The sequence below is a fragment of the Achromobacter sp. ACM02 genome (assembly GCF_014851605.1).
Taxonomy (GTDB): Bacteria; Pseudomonadota; Gammaproteobacteria; order Burkholderiales; family Burkholderiaceae_B; genus Achromobacter; species Achromobacter aegrifaciens.
Window position 1 is genome coordinate 97625 of sequence record NZ_JACUZY010000003.1, and the last position, 13886, is coordinate 111510.

The 13886-nt window shown below is 66.0% G+C and carries 13 protein-coding genes; 7 read left to right on the top strand and 6 right to left on the bottom strand.

Annotation, left to right across the window (positions count from 1 at the left end):
• Position 1: 1 nt before the first annotated feature.
• Genes IB258_RS09280 through IB258_RS09300 form a run of 5 tightly spaced genes read right to left on the bottom strand, consistent with a single transcriptional unit; the run spans position 2 to position 6617 of the window.
• Positions 2 to 493, bottom strand: coding sequence for an aromatic-ring-hydroxylating dioxygenase subunit beta (locus IB258_RS09280; RefSeq protein WP_054457391.1), 492 nt, complete (start codon positions 491 to 493; stop codon positions 2 to 4).
• On the bottom strand, positions 490 to 1809 hold the full coding sequence (locus IB258_RS09285) for an aromatic ring-hydroxylating dioxygenase subunit alpha (protein ID WP_192352505.1): 1320 nt from the start codon (positions 1807 to 1809) through the stop codon (positions 490 to 492). Before IB258_RS09285 ends, IB258_RS09280 begins: the two co-directional genes overlap by 4 nt.
• A 23-nt stretch (positions 1810 to 1832) precedes the next feature.
• Positions 1833 to 2810, bottom strand: coding sequence for a PDR/VanB family oxidoreductase (locus tag IB258_RS09290; RefSeq protein WP_054457387.1), 978 nt, complete (start codon positions 2808 to 2810; stop codon positions 1833 to 1835).
• A 26-nt stretch (positions 2811 to 2836) separates the two neighbouring features.
• Positions 2837 to 4381, bottom strand: a complete 1545-nt coding sequence (locus tag IB258_RS09295) for an indolepyruvate oxidoreductase subunit beta family protein (protein ID WP_192352506.1) — start codon at positions 4379 to 4381, stop codon at positions 2837 to 2839.
• Between the two features lie 13 nt (positions 4382 to 4394).
• Positions 4395 to 6617 (bottom strand): indolepyruvate ferredoxin oxidoreductase subunit alpha, encoded by a 2223-nt coding sequence (locus tag IB258_RS09300; RefSeq protein ID WP_192352507.1) that lies wholly within the window; start codon positions 6615 to 6617, stop codon positions 4395 to 4397.
• Between IB258_RS09300 and IB258_RS09305 the strand changes: the two genes are divergently transcribed.
• From IB258_RS09305 to IB258_RS09335, 7 genes are all read left to right on the top strand, one after another.
• The gene (locus tag IB258_RS09305; protein ID WP_125472485.1) at positions 6598 to 6786 is read left to right on the top strand and encodes a hypothetical protein; all 189 of its coding nucleotides are present in this window, start codon (positions 6598 to 6600) and stop codon (positions 6784 to 6786) included. The two genes, IB258_RS09300 and IB258_RS09305, sit on opposite strands and share 20 nt — an antisense overlap.
• Before the next feature lie 201 nt (positions 6787 to 6987).
• Complete coding sequence (locus IB258_RS09310) at positions 6988 to 7485, top strand: MarR family winged helix-turn-helix transcriptional regulator (protein WP_054457381.1); 498 nt, start codon at positions 6988 to 6990, stop codon at positions 7483 to 7485.
• Positions 7486 to 7680: 195 nt separating this feature from the next.
• Positions 7681 to 9252, top strand: a complete 1572-nt coding sequence (locus IB258_RS09315) for an ABC transporter substrate-binding protein (RefSeq protein WP_054457379.1) — start codon at positions 7681 to 7683, stop codon at positions 9250 to 9252.
• Between the two features lie 84 nt (positions 9253 to 9336).
• Positions 9337 to 10326 (top strand): ABC transporter permease, encoded by a 990-nt coding sequence (locus tag IB258_RS09320; protein ID WP_054457377.1) that lies wholly within the window; start codon positions 9337 to 9339, stop codon positions 10324 to 10326.
• Positions 10326 to 11240 (top strand): ABC transporter permease, encoded by a 915-nt coding sequence (locus tag IB258_RS09325; RefSeq protein WP_054457374.1) that lies wholly within the window; start codon positions 10326 to 10328, stop codon positions 11238 to 11240. The genes IB258_RS09320 and IB258_RS09325 overlap by 1 nt, the downstream gene beginning before the upstream one ends.
• Positions 11241 to 11247: 7 nt before the next feature.
• Positions 11248 to 12228, top strand: coding sequence for an ABC transporter ATP-binding protein (locus tag IB258_RS09330; RefSeq protein WP_054457372.1), 981 nt, complete (start codon positions 11248 to 11250; stop codon positions 12226 to 12228).
• The gene (locus tag IB258_RS09335) at positions 12225 to 13220 is read left to right on the top strand and encodes an ABC transporter ATP-binding protein (RefSeq protein ID WP_054457369.1); all 996 of its coding nucleotides are present in this window, start codon (positions 12225 to 12227) and stop codon (positions 13218 to 13220) included. Before IB258_RS09330 ends, IB258_RS09335 begins: the two co-directional genes overlap by 4 nt.
• A gap of 58 nt (positions 13221 to 13278) precedes the next feature.
• Here IB258_RS09335 and IB258_RS09340 read toward each other — a convergent pair whose 3' ends face one another.
• On the bottom strand, positions 13279 to 13812 hold the full coding sequence (locus IB258_RS09340) for a hypothetical protein (protein ID WP_192352508.1): 534 nt from the start codon (positions 13810 to 13812) through the stop codon (positions 13279 to 13281).
• Positions 13813 to 13886: the final 74 nt, after the last annotated feature.

The following is a 13886-nucleotide window of genomic DNA, read 5'->3' on the forward strand; positions in this document are numbered from 1 at the left end:
CCTACATGAACAATTGGATATTGCCGAAGGCCGCGTCGCAGTTGACGAGGTCCACGCGCTTGAGACGGATGCGCAAGACGCCGTCCTGCTCCACCAGGTGGTGGGTGGTCCAGCCTGCATACAGCGTCTGCGCGTCCTGCCGCGTCTCGACGTAATGGAAGGCGGTGCGTACCACGTGGCGGCCTTCGGCGGGGGCGGCATCGGGATGGCCGTGCTCCACCGTGGGCGCCTGCAGCAAGTGGTGGCAGCGGCTCTTGGGTTGCTGCGAAAACGTGCGCTGGCCGGCCAGCCGCTCCACGCGCACGCGCAGCAGCAGCTTGTCTTCGTACATGAGCGAGGCGTGCAGCTTGGGATCGGTCTGGCCATGGGCCAGCGGCATCCAGTAGTAGCCGTCTTCGGTGTACAGGTTCAGCCAGTCCTCGAAGCGCAGCTCGTCCAGCATGCGCGCCTCGGCGTAGACAAAATCGATCAACTCGCGGTCGCTTGCGCTCATACCGACTCCGGTCCGGTCATGTAGCGGCCCCATGCGCGGTACTGGTTGCGCATCTGCCATTCATTGGTGCCATTGGTGGCGACGTTCTTCTGCCCGACCTCGTCGGGCGAGTACAGCCGGCCCACGTTGACCCAGTCCCGCGCCCGCGATTGCAGGCCGTCCTGGGCGCGCTCGTACATTTCCAGGTCGTCGTGCCCGACCACCGAGGTCGGCGCGTTGATGAGGCGGTTGTACATGAGCGTGCGTTCCAGCAGCAGGTCGGGCGCGCCCACCAGGCGGAAGGTCCAGGATTCCACCAGCGTGCGGTCGGCTGCGATGGGCTTGAAGACGCGCAGCGTCTGGATCGGGCCCTTGACCATGATGTTGGGGAAGTACACGGTGTTGTGGCGCACGTCGCCCAGGATCTGCTTGGCGCGTTCCTCGCCGTAGGCCGCGACCATGGAGTCCCAGTAGCCCGGGATGCCCGAGTACGAGGCATGGATGGAGTCCGACACGCCGGTATGGCCGTGGCCGTTCTCCCATACGCGGATGCCCATGTTCTCGAAGAACTCGTAAGGCGAGATGAAGGGGGCGAACAACTCGACGGCCATGGGCTTGGGCGTGCCTTCCGGCGCCTGTTCCCAGACCTTCACGGCGGTGCCTGCGGAGGACTCATGCGCCACCATCGGGTGGCAGGTGTCGGTCTGGTTGTCGACCAGCATCTTCCAGTTGCAGCGGTGCATGTAGCGCAGCACGCCGCCGGCGACTTCCAGCCGGCCCTCGGGCGCGCGGTCGACCATGTTGTCCAGGGTGGACAGCGATTCGCCGAAGAAATCCTCGAATGACTGGCCCTCGGGGTTCAGGCGGCAGAACACGAAGCCGCGATGGTTCTTCACGTCCTTCACGGCAGCCATGCCCTGGCTGGCTTCGCAGTTTTCCAGGCCGGTGTTCTCGTAGCCCTTTTTCAGCGGGATGGACAGCAGGCTGCCGTCGGTCTTGAAGGTCCAGGCGTGATAGGGGCAACGGAAGAACTTGCCGGTGTTGCCGCAGGCTTCACCCGCCACCATGGTGCCCTTGTGCGGGCAGCGGTTGTGCAGCACCCGCACCGAGCGGTCGCTGTGGCGCACCATCACCACGGGCTGGTTGCCCACTGTGGTGGTGATGTAGTCGCCCGGGTTGGGGACCTGGCTGTCGTGGCCGACGTAGACCCAGGTGTTGGCGTACAGGCGTTCCATCTCCAGCTCGAACAGCTCCTGGTCGATGAACAGATCCTTGTGCACCTCGGTGTCGCGCAGCAGGGCGCGGATGGCGTCGGGGTTGTCGCGGTATTTGGCCATGAGGGCGCTTCCTTGCGTCGGGGCTACAGGTCCAGCACCAGGCGCGCCGATTTCGCGCGCGAGATGCAGATCTGGATGATCTTGCCGCTGGCCTTCTCGGTGTCCGAGAGGTAGTAGTCGCGGTGGTCGGGTTCGCCTTCCAGCACGGTGGCCTGGCAGACGCCGCATTCGCCGCGCTTGCAGTCGTACATCGGGTCGCAGCCTTCCTCTTCCATCACGTCGATGATGGTCTTGTCAGCGGGGATGGTCAGCACCCGGCCCGACTGGCGCAGCTCGACCTCGAAGGGCTGGTCGCCGGCCTGCGGTGCAGCGGTGGCGAAAAGTTCGAAATGGATATGGGCGTCGGGCCAGTGGCGTGCGTGCGCGCCCTGGATGACTGCGTCGATCAGGCCCTTGGGGCCGCAGACATACAGGTGCTGGCGCGGCGAGGATGCGTCCAGCAGCGCCTGCAGGTCGAAGCGGCAGGACGGATCGTCGTCCGCGTGCAGGCTCAGGTCGTCGCCGGCCAGGGCCTGCAGTTCGGGCAGGAAGGCCAGCTGGTCCTTGCTGCGGCCGCAGTAATGCAGATGGAAGGCGCGTCCCGCGGCCTTGAGCGCCGCGGCCATGGATGCCACCGGCGTGATGCCGATGCCGCCCGCGATCAGCACGACGGGTTCGTCGCCGGCAGGCGATTCGTGCAGCGGGAAATCATTCTTCGGGCCTTCGACATCGAGCGTGTCGCCCTCGGCCAGCGCATGCATGTGGCGCGATCCGCCCTGGCTGGTTTCCTCCAGGCGCACGCCGAGCCGGTACTCCGCGGGCTGCGCGAACTTGCCGGCTTCCGGCGCCAACTGCACCAGCGAATAGCAGCGCGGCTCGCGCAGGCCCGGCACCGTCACCTTCAGGTGCGCGCCCGGTCCGAAGGCAGGCAGGGGGCCGGCGTCTTCGCGCGCCAGCCGGAACGAGCGGATCAGCGGCGATTCCTGCCGGACTTCCCGGACGATGAGTTTCAGTGTCTGCACGGCGTTTGTCCCTATCTTTGCTTGTCTCAGGCCGCCAGCTTTTCAGCCAGCTGGCGTTCCATGGGGCCGCATTTCTCGTTGGCCAGCGCGGTCTCTCGCAGCGAGCGCAGCGTTTCGGCGGCGTCGGGCCGGCCGGCCAGTTGCTCTGCCGCCGCGATCAGCTGGCGGTACTTGCCGCCGCCGCGCACGTGGGTGTCGCTATAGCCTTTGACCAGGCGGCGGCAATTGACGGTTTCGACGGCCAGCGCGTAGTCGCGCGGGACCAGCCGGGTGATCAGGTCCAGCCATTGCGCGAGGCCGGCGGCCTCGGCCTGATGGCGCAGCGTGCTGCGGCGGAAGCGTCGCATGCCGGCCAGCGTGTACAGCATCAGGAAACCGCCCAGCGTGCCGCTCTGCATGCGACGGCCGTGGCCCAGGCGGCGTTCGACGAAGCCGCCGAACGACTTGGAGTTTTCGAGCCAGCGGCCCAGCCCGGCGGGCAAGGTGCCGCAGATCTCCTCCAGGCGCGGATGCATGAATTCGGTGGTGTAGACCAGCTGGTCCGGGCGCGCGCCCACTTCCTGGCGCACGCGGTCGAAACGCGTGGCGCGGGTCTTCAGGTCGGCGACACGGATCACGTCGTCGTAGGCCATGGCCGTGGCCACGTAGCGCGCGGCGGCACAGGTCAGCGCCCATTGCCGGGCCTCGCCGCCATGGGCGGCGTCCAGGTCGCGGATGTCCTTCATGTGGCGCAGGTATTCGGTGGCGTAGGCCAGGTCCTGGAACTCGATCTGGCGGCGCGTGCCCGCGGCCAGCATGGGCTGGGCACAGGCGGGAAAGTCGCGTTTGATCGTGTCCAGCAGGGCTTGGGCCTTGGCGCTGGCGGCGCGTTCCGGCACGGCGGGCACCGGCCGGGCCAGGTCGATGGGTGCGGGTTGCGCGGGCGCCTGGTCGGCGGATTCGTAGCCCAGCGCGAAGGCGCGCAGGCTGGCTTCCACGCCCAGGCCGGCGCGCCGCACCGTGGCTTCGAAATCGTCGCGCGAGAACGGCAGGGCGCCGCTGCCGGCTACCGCACCGAACAGGCTGGCGCTGATGACGCTGCCGGCGCGGTCGGCCAGGTCTTGCAGGTCGAAGCAGAGGAAGCGCTTGGCCGCGGCGCGGCCCGCTTCCAGCACCTTGTTGGGATCGGCGATACCGTTGCCGGGCGCGGATTTTTCGCTGACCGCGTAGCTGCGGTGCGACGAAGTGAGCAGCACCGTGCGTTCCGGCGTGACCAGTCCACGCTGGATGGCGCGCCCGCCTTCCATCAATTCGGCGGCGACCACCAGGTCCACGTCGCCCGGGGTGGGCATCAGCGCCAGCGCGGGCTGGCGGCCGGCGCGTTGCACTTCGGCTTCGGGCAGCAGTTCCAGGTAATAGATGGTGGCGCCGGTGCGCTGGGCCACGCCCGGCACCGAGGTGGTCTGGGCCCACCAGCCGGCGTGCTCGGCCATGTCGACGATCCAGTCGGCCAGCACGCCGCCGCCTTGGCCGCCCATGGCCAGGATGGCGATCTTGATCGGATTGGCTTGTTGCATAGCGGCCGGGTTCATGGAACGGGAATCCTCAGAGGGCGTGGTGGGCCAGGCGCGCGGCGCGGCGGCGTTGCAGGAAGCCGATGACGGCGGTGCGCATGCGCGCCATGAAGCGGTCGCGGCCGGTCGGGTTGTGGACGATATCGGCGCGGTAGAAGGACGGGCAGAGCACCGCGGCATGGGCGACTTCGCCGCAGTTGCCGCAGCCTACGCAACTGCTTTCCACGTGCGCCACCGGATCTTCCTTCAAGGGGTCGCCGCTGTCCTTGACCGTCAGCGACGGGCAGCCCGACAGGCGGATGCAGGCATGGTCGCCGGTGCAGACGTCAGGGTCCACGCCGAAGCGTTCCTTGACCACGCGCTTGCCTTCCTTGACTGCCTTGTTGAACAGCGGCTTGATGCGGCGCTGCTTGTTCAGCATGCATTCCGATTGCGCGATGATGACCTTGGGGCCTTTGATGTCGGTGGTCAGCGCCTCTTCGATGGTGGCGCGCACCTTGGCCACGTCATAGGTGCGGTCCAGCGTGCGCACCCACTTCACGCCCACGCCGCGCACGGCCTGGTCGATGGGATTGTTGGTGGAGCGGTCCGGGTTTTCGGCGCGCGAGGACAGGATGTCCTGTCCGCCGGTGGCCGAGGCGTAGAAGTTGTCGACGATGACGATGACGCCGTCGTACTTGTTGAAGACCGCGTTGCCGATGCCCGAGGACAGGCCGTTGTGCCAGAAGCCGCCGTCGCCCATGATGGAGATGGGGCGCTTGGCGGCCGGCACGTTGAAGGCCGCCGCGCTGGAGGCGCCCAGGCCGTAGCCCATGGTGGTGGCGCCCAGGTTGAACGGCGGCAGGATCGAGAACAGGTGGCAGCCGATGTCGCAGGAAATATGGTGCTGGCCCAGCGTTTCCTGCGCCAGGGTCAGGGCCGAGAAGATAGGCCTTTCCGGACAGCCCGTACAGAAGCCGGCGGGCCGCGGCGGCACGACCGCCGCCAGGCCTTCGACGTGCTTGTGGAAGGTGATGGGCTGCTCGGCCGGACGCGTCGGCTTGGGCCGTGCCACCTCGGTGATCTGGAGCTGGCGTTCCGCGGCCTGGGCATCGGCCAGGGCGGCGGGATGCGTCTGCAGCGATTCCGGGCGTTGCCGCTTGAGGAATTCGCGCAGGCCGTCGCGCATGACCTGGGTGGTGTATTCGCCCGCCATCGGCAGGACGTCCTTGCCGGACAGCTTGGTGTCGATGCCGGCGCGGCGCAGCACGGCGTGCAGGTTCTGTTCGATGTAGTCCGGCTGGCCTTCTTCCAGCAGCAGCACGGCGCGCTTGCCGCGGCAGAAATCGATGACCTCGTCCTCGATGACGGGGTAGGTCACGTTCATGACGTACAGCGGGATGCGGCTGTTGCCGAAGTTGTCGGCCAGGCCCAGCAGCTGCAAGGCGCGGATCACGCCGTTGTAGAGGCCGCCTTGCAGGATCAGTCCGATATCGTCCTGGTCGCCGTCAAAGTGTTCGTTGAGCTTGTGTTCCTTGATGTAGCGGATGGCGGCGGGCCAGCGCTCCTTGATCTTTTCCTGTTCGTGCAGGAAGGAGGCAGGCGGCAGCACGATGCGGCTGGTGTCGCGCGCCGGGCTTTCCAGCGCCTGCGCCAGCGAGAAGGCGGGGCGCTTGTTTTCCTTGGCGATGAAGCGGCCGTGCACGTGGCAGCCGCGGATGCGCAGTTGCAGCATCACGGGCGTCTTGCTGGCCTCGGACAGCTCGAAGCCGTCTTCCACCGCCTTGACCATGCTTTCCAGGTTGGGGCGCGGATCCAGCAGCCAGATCTGCGACTTCATGGCGAACGCGTGCGAGCGTTCCTGCATGATGGACGAGCCTTCGCCGTAGTCTTCGCCCACGATGACCAGCGAACCGCCGGTGACGCCGCCGGAAGCCAGGTTGGCCAGCGCGTCGGATGCGACGTTGGTGCCTACGGTGGACTTCCAGGTGACGGCGCCGCGGATGGGGTACATGACCGAGGCGGCCAGCGTGGCCGCCGCGGTGGCTTCGGAGGCGCTGGCCTCGAAATGCACACCCAGTTCCTGGAGGATGTCGTTGGCGTCGGCCAGCACGTCCATCAAATGCGAGATCGGCGAACCCTGGTAGCCCGCGACGTAGCCCACGCCGGACTGCAGCAAGGCCTTGGTGACCGCAAGAATGCCTTCTCCGCGGAACTCTTCGCCCGCGCCGATGCGCAACTGCTGGACTTCTTTTTTGAAAGACCTTTCAGCCATTCTGGCACTCCTTCGCGGCCCGGCCTGCGGGTCTCAATGGTTGCTGCTGCGCAGCATCGTCACGTCAGGAAATTCTCGTCTTAAAAATACTTTAGGAGTCAACGTTTTAGCTGTCAACAAAAAAGATGAAATTTCATGGAAAACAAAAAATATCACGCTAAAACAATGACGTATATACTCGTTGTTCTCTAGGTCGCAGTGCTGTTCCGGCGCTGCGATGGTGCAAAAACGGGTTGCGATTCCGGGTATACCCTGTGCTGCGCAACAGCATTGCGGCACATCATGGCGCGCGTTTGCGCCGGCGTGGTGCAATGCGCATTTCGTCGGGCCGGCGTCGGCCCTGGTTTCCGGTGCGTGGGAGCAAAGCAACATGCGGTTGGACAAGCAGCGGGACACGGACGCGGCGGCGCACAAAGGCCGCTTCGTCGATGGCTATCTGGCCTATCTGCTGGCGCAGGCCAGCCAGCGCATTTCGGCGGAATTCCATCTGCAGGTGAAGGCGGCCGGCCTGTCGGTGACCGAGTGGCGGGTACTGGCCAGCCTGGAGGGCAGTCCCGGTGAAACCATAGGCACGCTGGCGGTGCTGGCGATCACCAAGCAGCCCACCTTGAGCAAGGTGGTGCAGCGCATGGAGGCCGAAGGGCTGGTGGCGCGCACGGGCGTGCGGGCGGACCGGCGGCAGACGCGTGTCTGCATCACCACCAAGGGCACGAATCTGATCGCCGCGCTGTGCGAGCAGGCCTTGCAGCACCAGAAGGCCGTGCTGGCCCCGTTCGGCGAGGAAAAGGCCGCGATGCTGATCGACATGCTGGAGGTGCTGATGACCGAGCACGTGCCGCTGGAATTGTCGGCGCCGGACGAGGAATAGGCGGGGGCGGGGGGCGGGGGCGGGCCGCATACCCAACACTGTTTACTTCGATTATTTTGTTACAAGCTTATGTGTCCCCAATTGGTTCTCCCTCTGTGAAAACCGTCTACGGTACGCATAAACCCTCAATTGACGGAGGTCCTGCGGCTAGGCAATATCGCGCCGGTATTCAGACTACAGTCAGGAGTTGAACCTATGCGCCGCACTTTGATTGCTATCGCGATCGCCGCCGCCGTTGCCGTGCCCACGATCGGGCAGGCCAAGACCTTCCGCTGGGCCGCCCAGGGCGACATCCTCACCTTCGATCCGCACTCGCAGAACGAAGGCATGACGATCGCCGCCAACAGCTACGTCTACGAACCGCTGGTGGACTACGACAAGTCCTTCAAGGTCAACCCGCGCCTGGCGACGGAGTGGGAGCAGGTTTCGCCCACGCTGTACCGCTTCAAGCTGCGCCCCGGCGTGAAGTTCCATGACGGCGCCGCCTTCACCGCCGACGACGTGGTGTTCTCGATCCACCGCGCCATGGCGCCCACCTCGAACTACAAGGCCTACACCACCGGCATCAAGGAAGCCCGCAAGATCGACGACCTGACGGTCGAGATCGAGACCTCGGCGCCTAACCCGGTGCTGCTGCGCCAGCTGACCAACGTGTTCATCATGAACAAGGCCTGGTCGGAAAAGAACAACGTCGCCAAGCCGCAGGACTTCGTCAACAAGGAAGAGACCTACGCCGCGCGCAACACCAACGGCACCGGCCCCTACAAGCTGAAGTCGCGCGAAGTGGACGTGCGCACGGTGTTCGAGGAAAACAAGGACTGGTGGAACAAGGGCGGCAAGGTCGGCAACGTGACCGAAGTCGTGTTCACGCCGATCAAGCAGAACGCCACGCGTACCGCGGCGCTGCTGTCGGGTGAAATCGACTTCGTGCTGGATCCGGCGGCCCAGGACCTGGATCGCCTGCGCCAGTCGGCCAAGGTCGTGGAAGGCAACGAATACCGCACCATCTACCTGGGCCTGGACCAGAAGCGTCCGGAACTCCAGTATTCCAACATCAAGGGCAAGAACCCGTTCCAGGACATCCGCGTGCGCGAGGCGCTGTATCGCGCGATCGACGTGGACGCCATCAAGCGCGCCGTGATGCGCGGCCTGTCCGCGCCCACCGGCACGATGATCGCGCCGCAGGTGCACGGCTGGGCCCAGCAGCTGCAGGCGCGCGTGCCCTATGATCCGGAAAAGTCCCGCGCCCTGCTGAAGGAAGCCGGCTACGACGGCACGCTGAACTTCACGCTGGATTGCCCGAACAACCGCTACATCAACGACGAAGCCATCTGTCAGGCGGTGGTCGGCATGTGGGCCAAGGTCGGCGTCAAGGCCACCATGAACGCCATGCCGCGCTCCACCTATTTCCCCAAGGTGCAGTCGTTCGACACCAGCGCCTACCTGTTCGGCTGGGGCGTGCCCACGTTCGACGCCATGTACACGCTGCAGAACCTGATTCGCACCAAGGGCGAGGGCGCGGACGGCATGTACAACCTGGGCAACTACAGCAACAAGGAACTGGACGTCATCATCGACCGGATCAAGACGGAAACCGATCCGGCCAAGCGTGACGCCGACATCATCACCGTGCTGCAAGGGCACGCCAAGGACTTCGGCCACATCCCGCTGCACGACCAGGTCATTCCCTGGGCCATGCGCAAGAACGTCACGGTCATCCACCGTGCCGACAATCGCCTCGTTGCCGATTGGGTCAAGGTTGACTGATCCAGGCTAATCAAACGGCGGGGCCCGTCAGCCTGTTCATGATGAACAGGCCGACGGGCTTTCGCTGTTTCGCCTTTTCCGCCTATGTTTGCTTTCATACTGCGTCGCCTGTTGCAGGCCGTAGCGGTGATGCTCACCGTCGCGCTACTGGCCTTTGTGCTTTTTCAATATGTCGGCGACCCTGTCACCATCATGCTGGGACAGGACGCCACCGATGCCGAACGCATCGAACTGCGTGAGCGCCTGGGGCTGAACGAGCCCGCCATCGTCCAATTCGGCCATTTCGTGGCCAACGCCGTGCAGGGCAATTTCGGCATCTCCCTGCGCCAGAGCGAACCCGTATCTTCCTTGCTGAAATCCCGCCTGCCGGCCACGCTGGAGCTGTCCATGGTGGCGGCCTTGCTGGCGCTGCTGGTGGGCGTGCCGCTGGGCGTGTACACCGCGCTCAAGCGCAACAGCTTGCTGTCCCAGCTGCTGCTGGCCGGGTCGCTGCTGGGCGTGTCGCTGCCCACCTTCCTGATCGGCATCCTGCTGATCCTGGTGTTTTCCGTGCAACTGGGCTGGCTGCCCAGCTACGGGCGGGGCGACACCGTCAGCGTGGGCTGGTGGTCATCGGGGTTGTTCACCGCCACGGGCTGGAAGCATCTCATCCTGCCGTCCATCACCTTGTCGCTGTTCCAGATGACCCTGGTGCTGCGCCTGGTGCGTTCGGAAATGCTGGAGGTGCTGCGTTCGGACTACATCAAGTTTGCCCGCGCCCGCGGCCTGAAGCGTCGCGCCATCCACTTCGGCCACGCGCTGAAGAACACCATGGTGCCGGTCATCACCATCACCGGCCTGCAACTGGGCGGCATCATCGCCTTCGCCATCGTCACGGAAACCGTGTTCCAGTGGCCGGGCATGGGCCTGTTGTTCATCCAGGCGGTGCAATTCGCCGACGTGCCCGTCATGGCGGCCTACCTGTGCCTGATTGCGCTGGTGTTCGTGGTGATCAACCTGATCGTCGATCTTTTGTATTTTGTCGTGGACCCGCGCCTGCGTTCCGGGCTGACCCGCGGCGGGGGGGCTCACTGATGCGCGCCGTACTCAAACGCTGGTGGGACAGCGACATTGCCTGGGCCTGGCGCCGGGCGCCCGTGGCGATCATCGCCACCGTGATGCTGGCGCTCCTGCTGATCGGCTCCTTCGGGGCCGGTTGGGTGGCGCCGCACAACCCGTTCGACCTGACCAAGGTGGAACTGCTGGACGCCTTGCTGCCGCCCGCCTGGGAGGCCAATGGCCTGCCGACCTACCTGCTGGGCACCGACAGCCAGGGCCGCGACCTGTACTCGGCCATCCTGTACGGCACCCGCGTGTCGCTCTTGATCGGCCTGGCCTCGGTGCTGCTGTCGATGCTGATCGGCATCGTGCTGGGGCTGATCTCGGGCTACGCGGGCGGGCGCATCGATGCGTTCATCATGCGCATCGCCGACGTGCAGCTGTCGTTCCCCGCCATCCTGATCGCGCTGCTGATCGACGGTGTGGCGCGGGCGGCGGTGCCGCGCGAGCTGCATGAGCTGATCGCGTTCCCGGTGCTGATCGGCGCGATCGCGCTGGCGGGCTGGCCGCAGTATGCGCGCACGGTGCGCGGCTCCACCCTGGTGGAGAAGAACCGCGAATACGTGCAGGCGGCGCGCGTGATCGGCGTGGCCTCGCCGGTCATCATGTTCCGCCACGTGCTGCCCAATGTGCTGGGTCCGGTGCTGGTGCTGGCCACGGTGCACCTGGCCACGGCCATCATCACGGAGGCCACGCTGTCGTTCCTGGGCGTAGGCGTACCGCCGACCGCGCCGTCGCTCGGCACGCTGATCCGCATCGGCAACGACTTTCTGTTTTCAGGGGAGTGGTGGATCACCATCTTCCCGGGTGCGGCGCTGGTGCTGCTGGTGCTGTCGGTCAACTTGCTTGGCGACTGGCTGCGCGATGCGCTCAACCCGCGTCTGAATTGAGGTTTACATGAGCGCATTACTAGAAGTCCGCAACCTGCGCGTGGAATTCCCCACGCGCCGCGGCACGCTGCGCGCGCTGGACGACGTGTCCTTTTCCATCCAGGCTGGCGAAGTCCTGGGCGTAGTGGGCGAATCCGGCGCAGGCAAGTCCCTGACCGGCGCATCCATCATTGGCCTCTTGGAACCGCCGGGACGTATCGCCGCGGGCGAGATCCTGCTGGCGGGCCGCCGCATCGACAACCTGCCCGACGAGCAGATGCGCCGCGTGCGCGGCCGCGAGATCGGGGCCGTGTTCCAGGACCCGCTGACCTCGTTGAACCCGCTGTACACGGTGGGCCGGCAATTGGCGGAAACCATCGTGACGCACCTGGACCTGAGCTGGTCCCAGGCGCGCGAACGGGCGGTGGAGCTGCTGGCGTCGACCGGCATTCCGGCCGCGCGCGAGCGCATCGACCACTATCCTCACCAGTTCTCCGGCGGCATGCGCCAGCGCGTGGTGATTGCGCTGGCCCTGGCGGCCGAACCCAAGCTGGTGGTGGCGGACGAGCCCACGACCGCGCTGGACGTGTCGATCCAGGCGCAGATCATCGAACTGCTCAAGCGCCTGTGCCGTGAAAACGGCACGGCGGTGATGCTGATCACGCACGACATGGGTGTGATCGCCGAAACCGCCGACCGCGTTGCGGTGATGTACGCGGGCCGCGTGGCCGAGATCGGCCCGGTGGCCGACGTGATCCACAAGCCCCGCCATCCCTACACGAAGGGACTGATGGGATCGATTCCATCGCTGGAAGGACACTCCGAACGGCTGGTGCAGATCGACGGCAGCATGCCGCGCCTGAACGCCATTCCGCCGGGCTGCGCCTTCAATCCGCGCTGCGGCCAGCGCCTGCCGCGTTGCGGCGTCGAGCGCCCGGAGCTGATGGCGGCCGGGACGTCCCGCGCGGCCTGTTGGCTGCACGACAACAACGATAAGGTGGCCGCATGACGACGCCCTTGGTGGAAGTAAAGGACGCCGCGCGCTGGTTCGATGTGTCACCGCCGTGGCTGGAACGTAAGCTCGCGGGCAAGCCGCGCGTGATGCTGCGCGCCGTGGACGGGGTGTCGTTCGAGATCGCGCGCGGCGAAACGCTGGCGCTGGTGGGCGAATCGGGCTGCGGCAAATCGACCGTGGCGCGCATGCTGGTGGGGTTGTATGGCCTGACCCGCGGCGACATCCGTTTCGACGGCCAGCCGTTGTCGCGCATGTCCGAGCCAGGCGGCCGCGCCTTGCGCAAGCGCCTGCAGATGATCTTCCAGGATCCCTATGCCAGCCTGAATCCGCGCTGGCGCGTGGGCCGCATCATCGCCGAACCCATGCTGACCCACACCACGATGACGCCTGACGAGCGCAGCGCGCGCGTGGGCGAACTGCTCAAGCAGGTGGGCCTGGACCCGGCCGACCAGGGCCGCTATCCACACCAGTTTTCCGGCGGCCAGCGCCAGCGCATTTCGATCGCGCGGGCGTTGGCGGTGAATCCGGAATTCCTGGTGTGCGACGAGCCGACCTCGGCGCTGGATGTGTCGGTGCAGGCGCAGGTGCTGAACCTGATGAAGGATCTGCAGCGCAACCTGGGGCTGACCTATCTGTTCATTTCCCACAACCTGGCGGTGGTGCACCATGTGGCCGACCGGGTGGGGGTGATGTACCTGGGCCGCATGGTGGAGGTGGCGCCGCGCGACGAGCTGTTCGCGCGGCCTCGCCATCCGTACACGCGCATGCTGCTGGAGGCCATTCCCGACATCAACGGCGCGGGCAAGCCGCGCACCGCGGTGGCGGGCGAGGTGCCCAATCCGCTGAATCCGCCGTCGGGCTGCACCTTTCATCCGCGCTGTCCGCATGCGAACGAGCGTTGCAAGTCAGAGGCGCCAGTGGCAATGGCCGCGGGAGTGTCGGTGGTGGCCTGCCACGCGGTGCAGGAAGGGCGGATCTCGGTCTGATCCGCGGACGGCGCGGTTGCGCGGCCATGCCGGCCGCAACCCGCCGCCCGGCCGCGCTTCAGTGGCGGTGGTTGTGGTCGTGAGAATGATCGTGGCCGTGGCCATCCGCATCATCCTCATCGTCCTCATCCGCTTCGTCCTCGTCGTCCTCCGCGTCCGGGTCCTCCGGTACGGGTTCTTCCGTCAGGGCAAACGGCAGCACGTCTTCCAGATTGTCGGACCATGCGGACTCTTCGCCGTCGTGGTCCAGCTTGATGAAGCGCTCGCCTTCGTTCAGCGAGATCTCGATGGCCCAGAGGTAGAGACAGTCGTAGGTGTCGTCGTCGGACTGGGGCAGGCCGCCGCGATTGCCCAGCAGGCGGGCGCCGGCGCCGCCCAGCTGCACGTGGGTCTGGTCTTCGTCGGGCTTGGCGTTTTCGTCCATGGGCACGCCATAGGTCACCCATTCGGTGCCATCATCGCCCAGCACCACTTCGGCCAGCACGGGCTTGCCCAGATAGGCGCTCAAGGCGTCGGCGGTCTTGGCCAGCATGTCCAGCTCGGCGGTGCTGAAATGGGTCAAGGAGGCGGGGGGAGTGGCGGAGGCAGACATGAAGGGGTTCCTGGGCGCGATGAAGCCGCGACGGCACGGCAAGATTCGGGCCCGCTGGCAGGCCCTGGCTACAG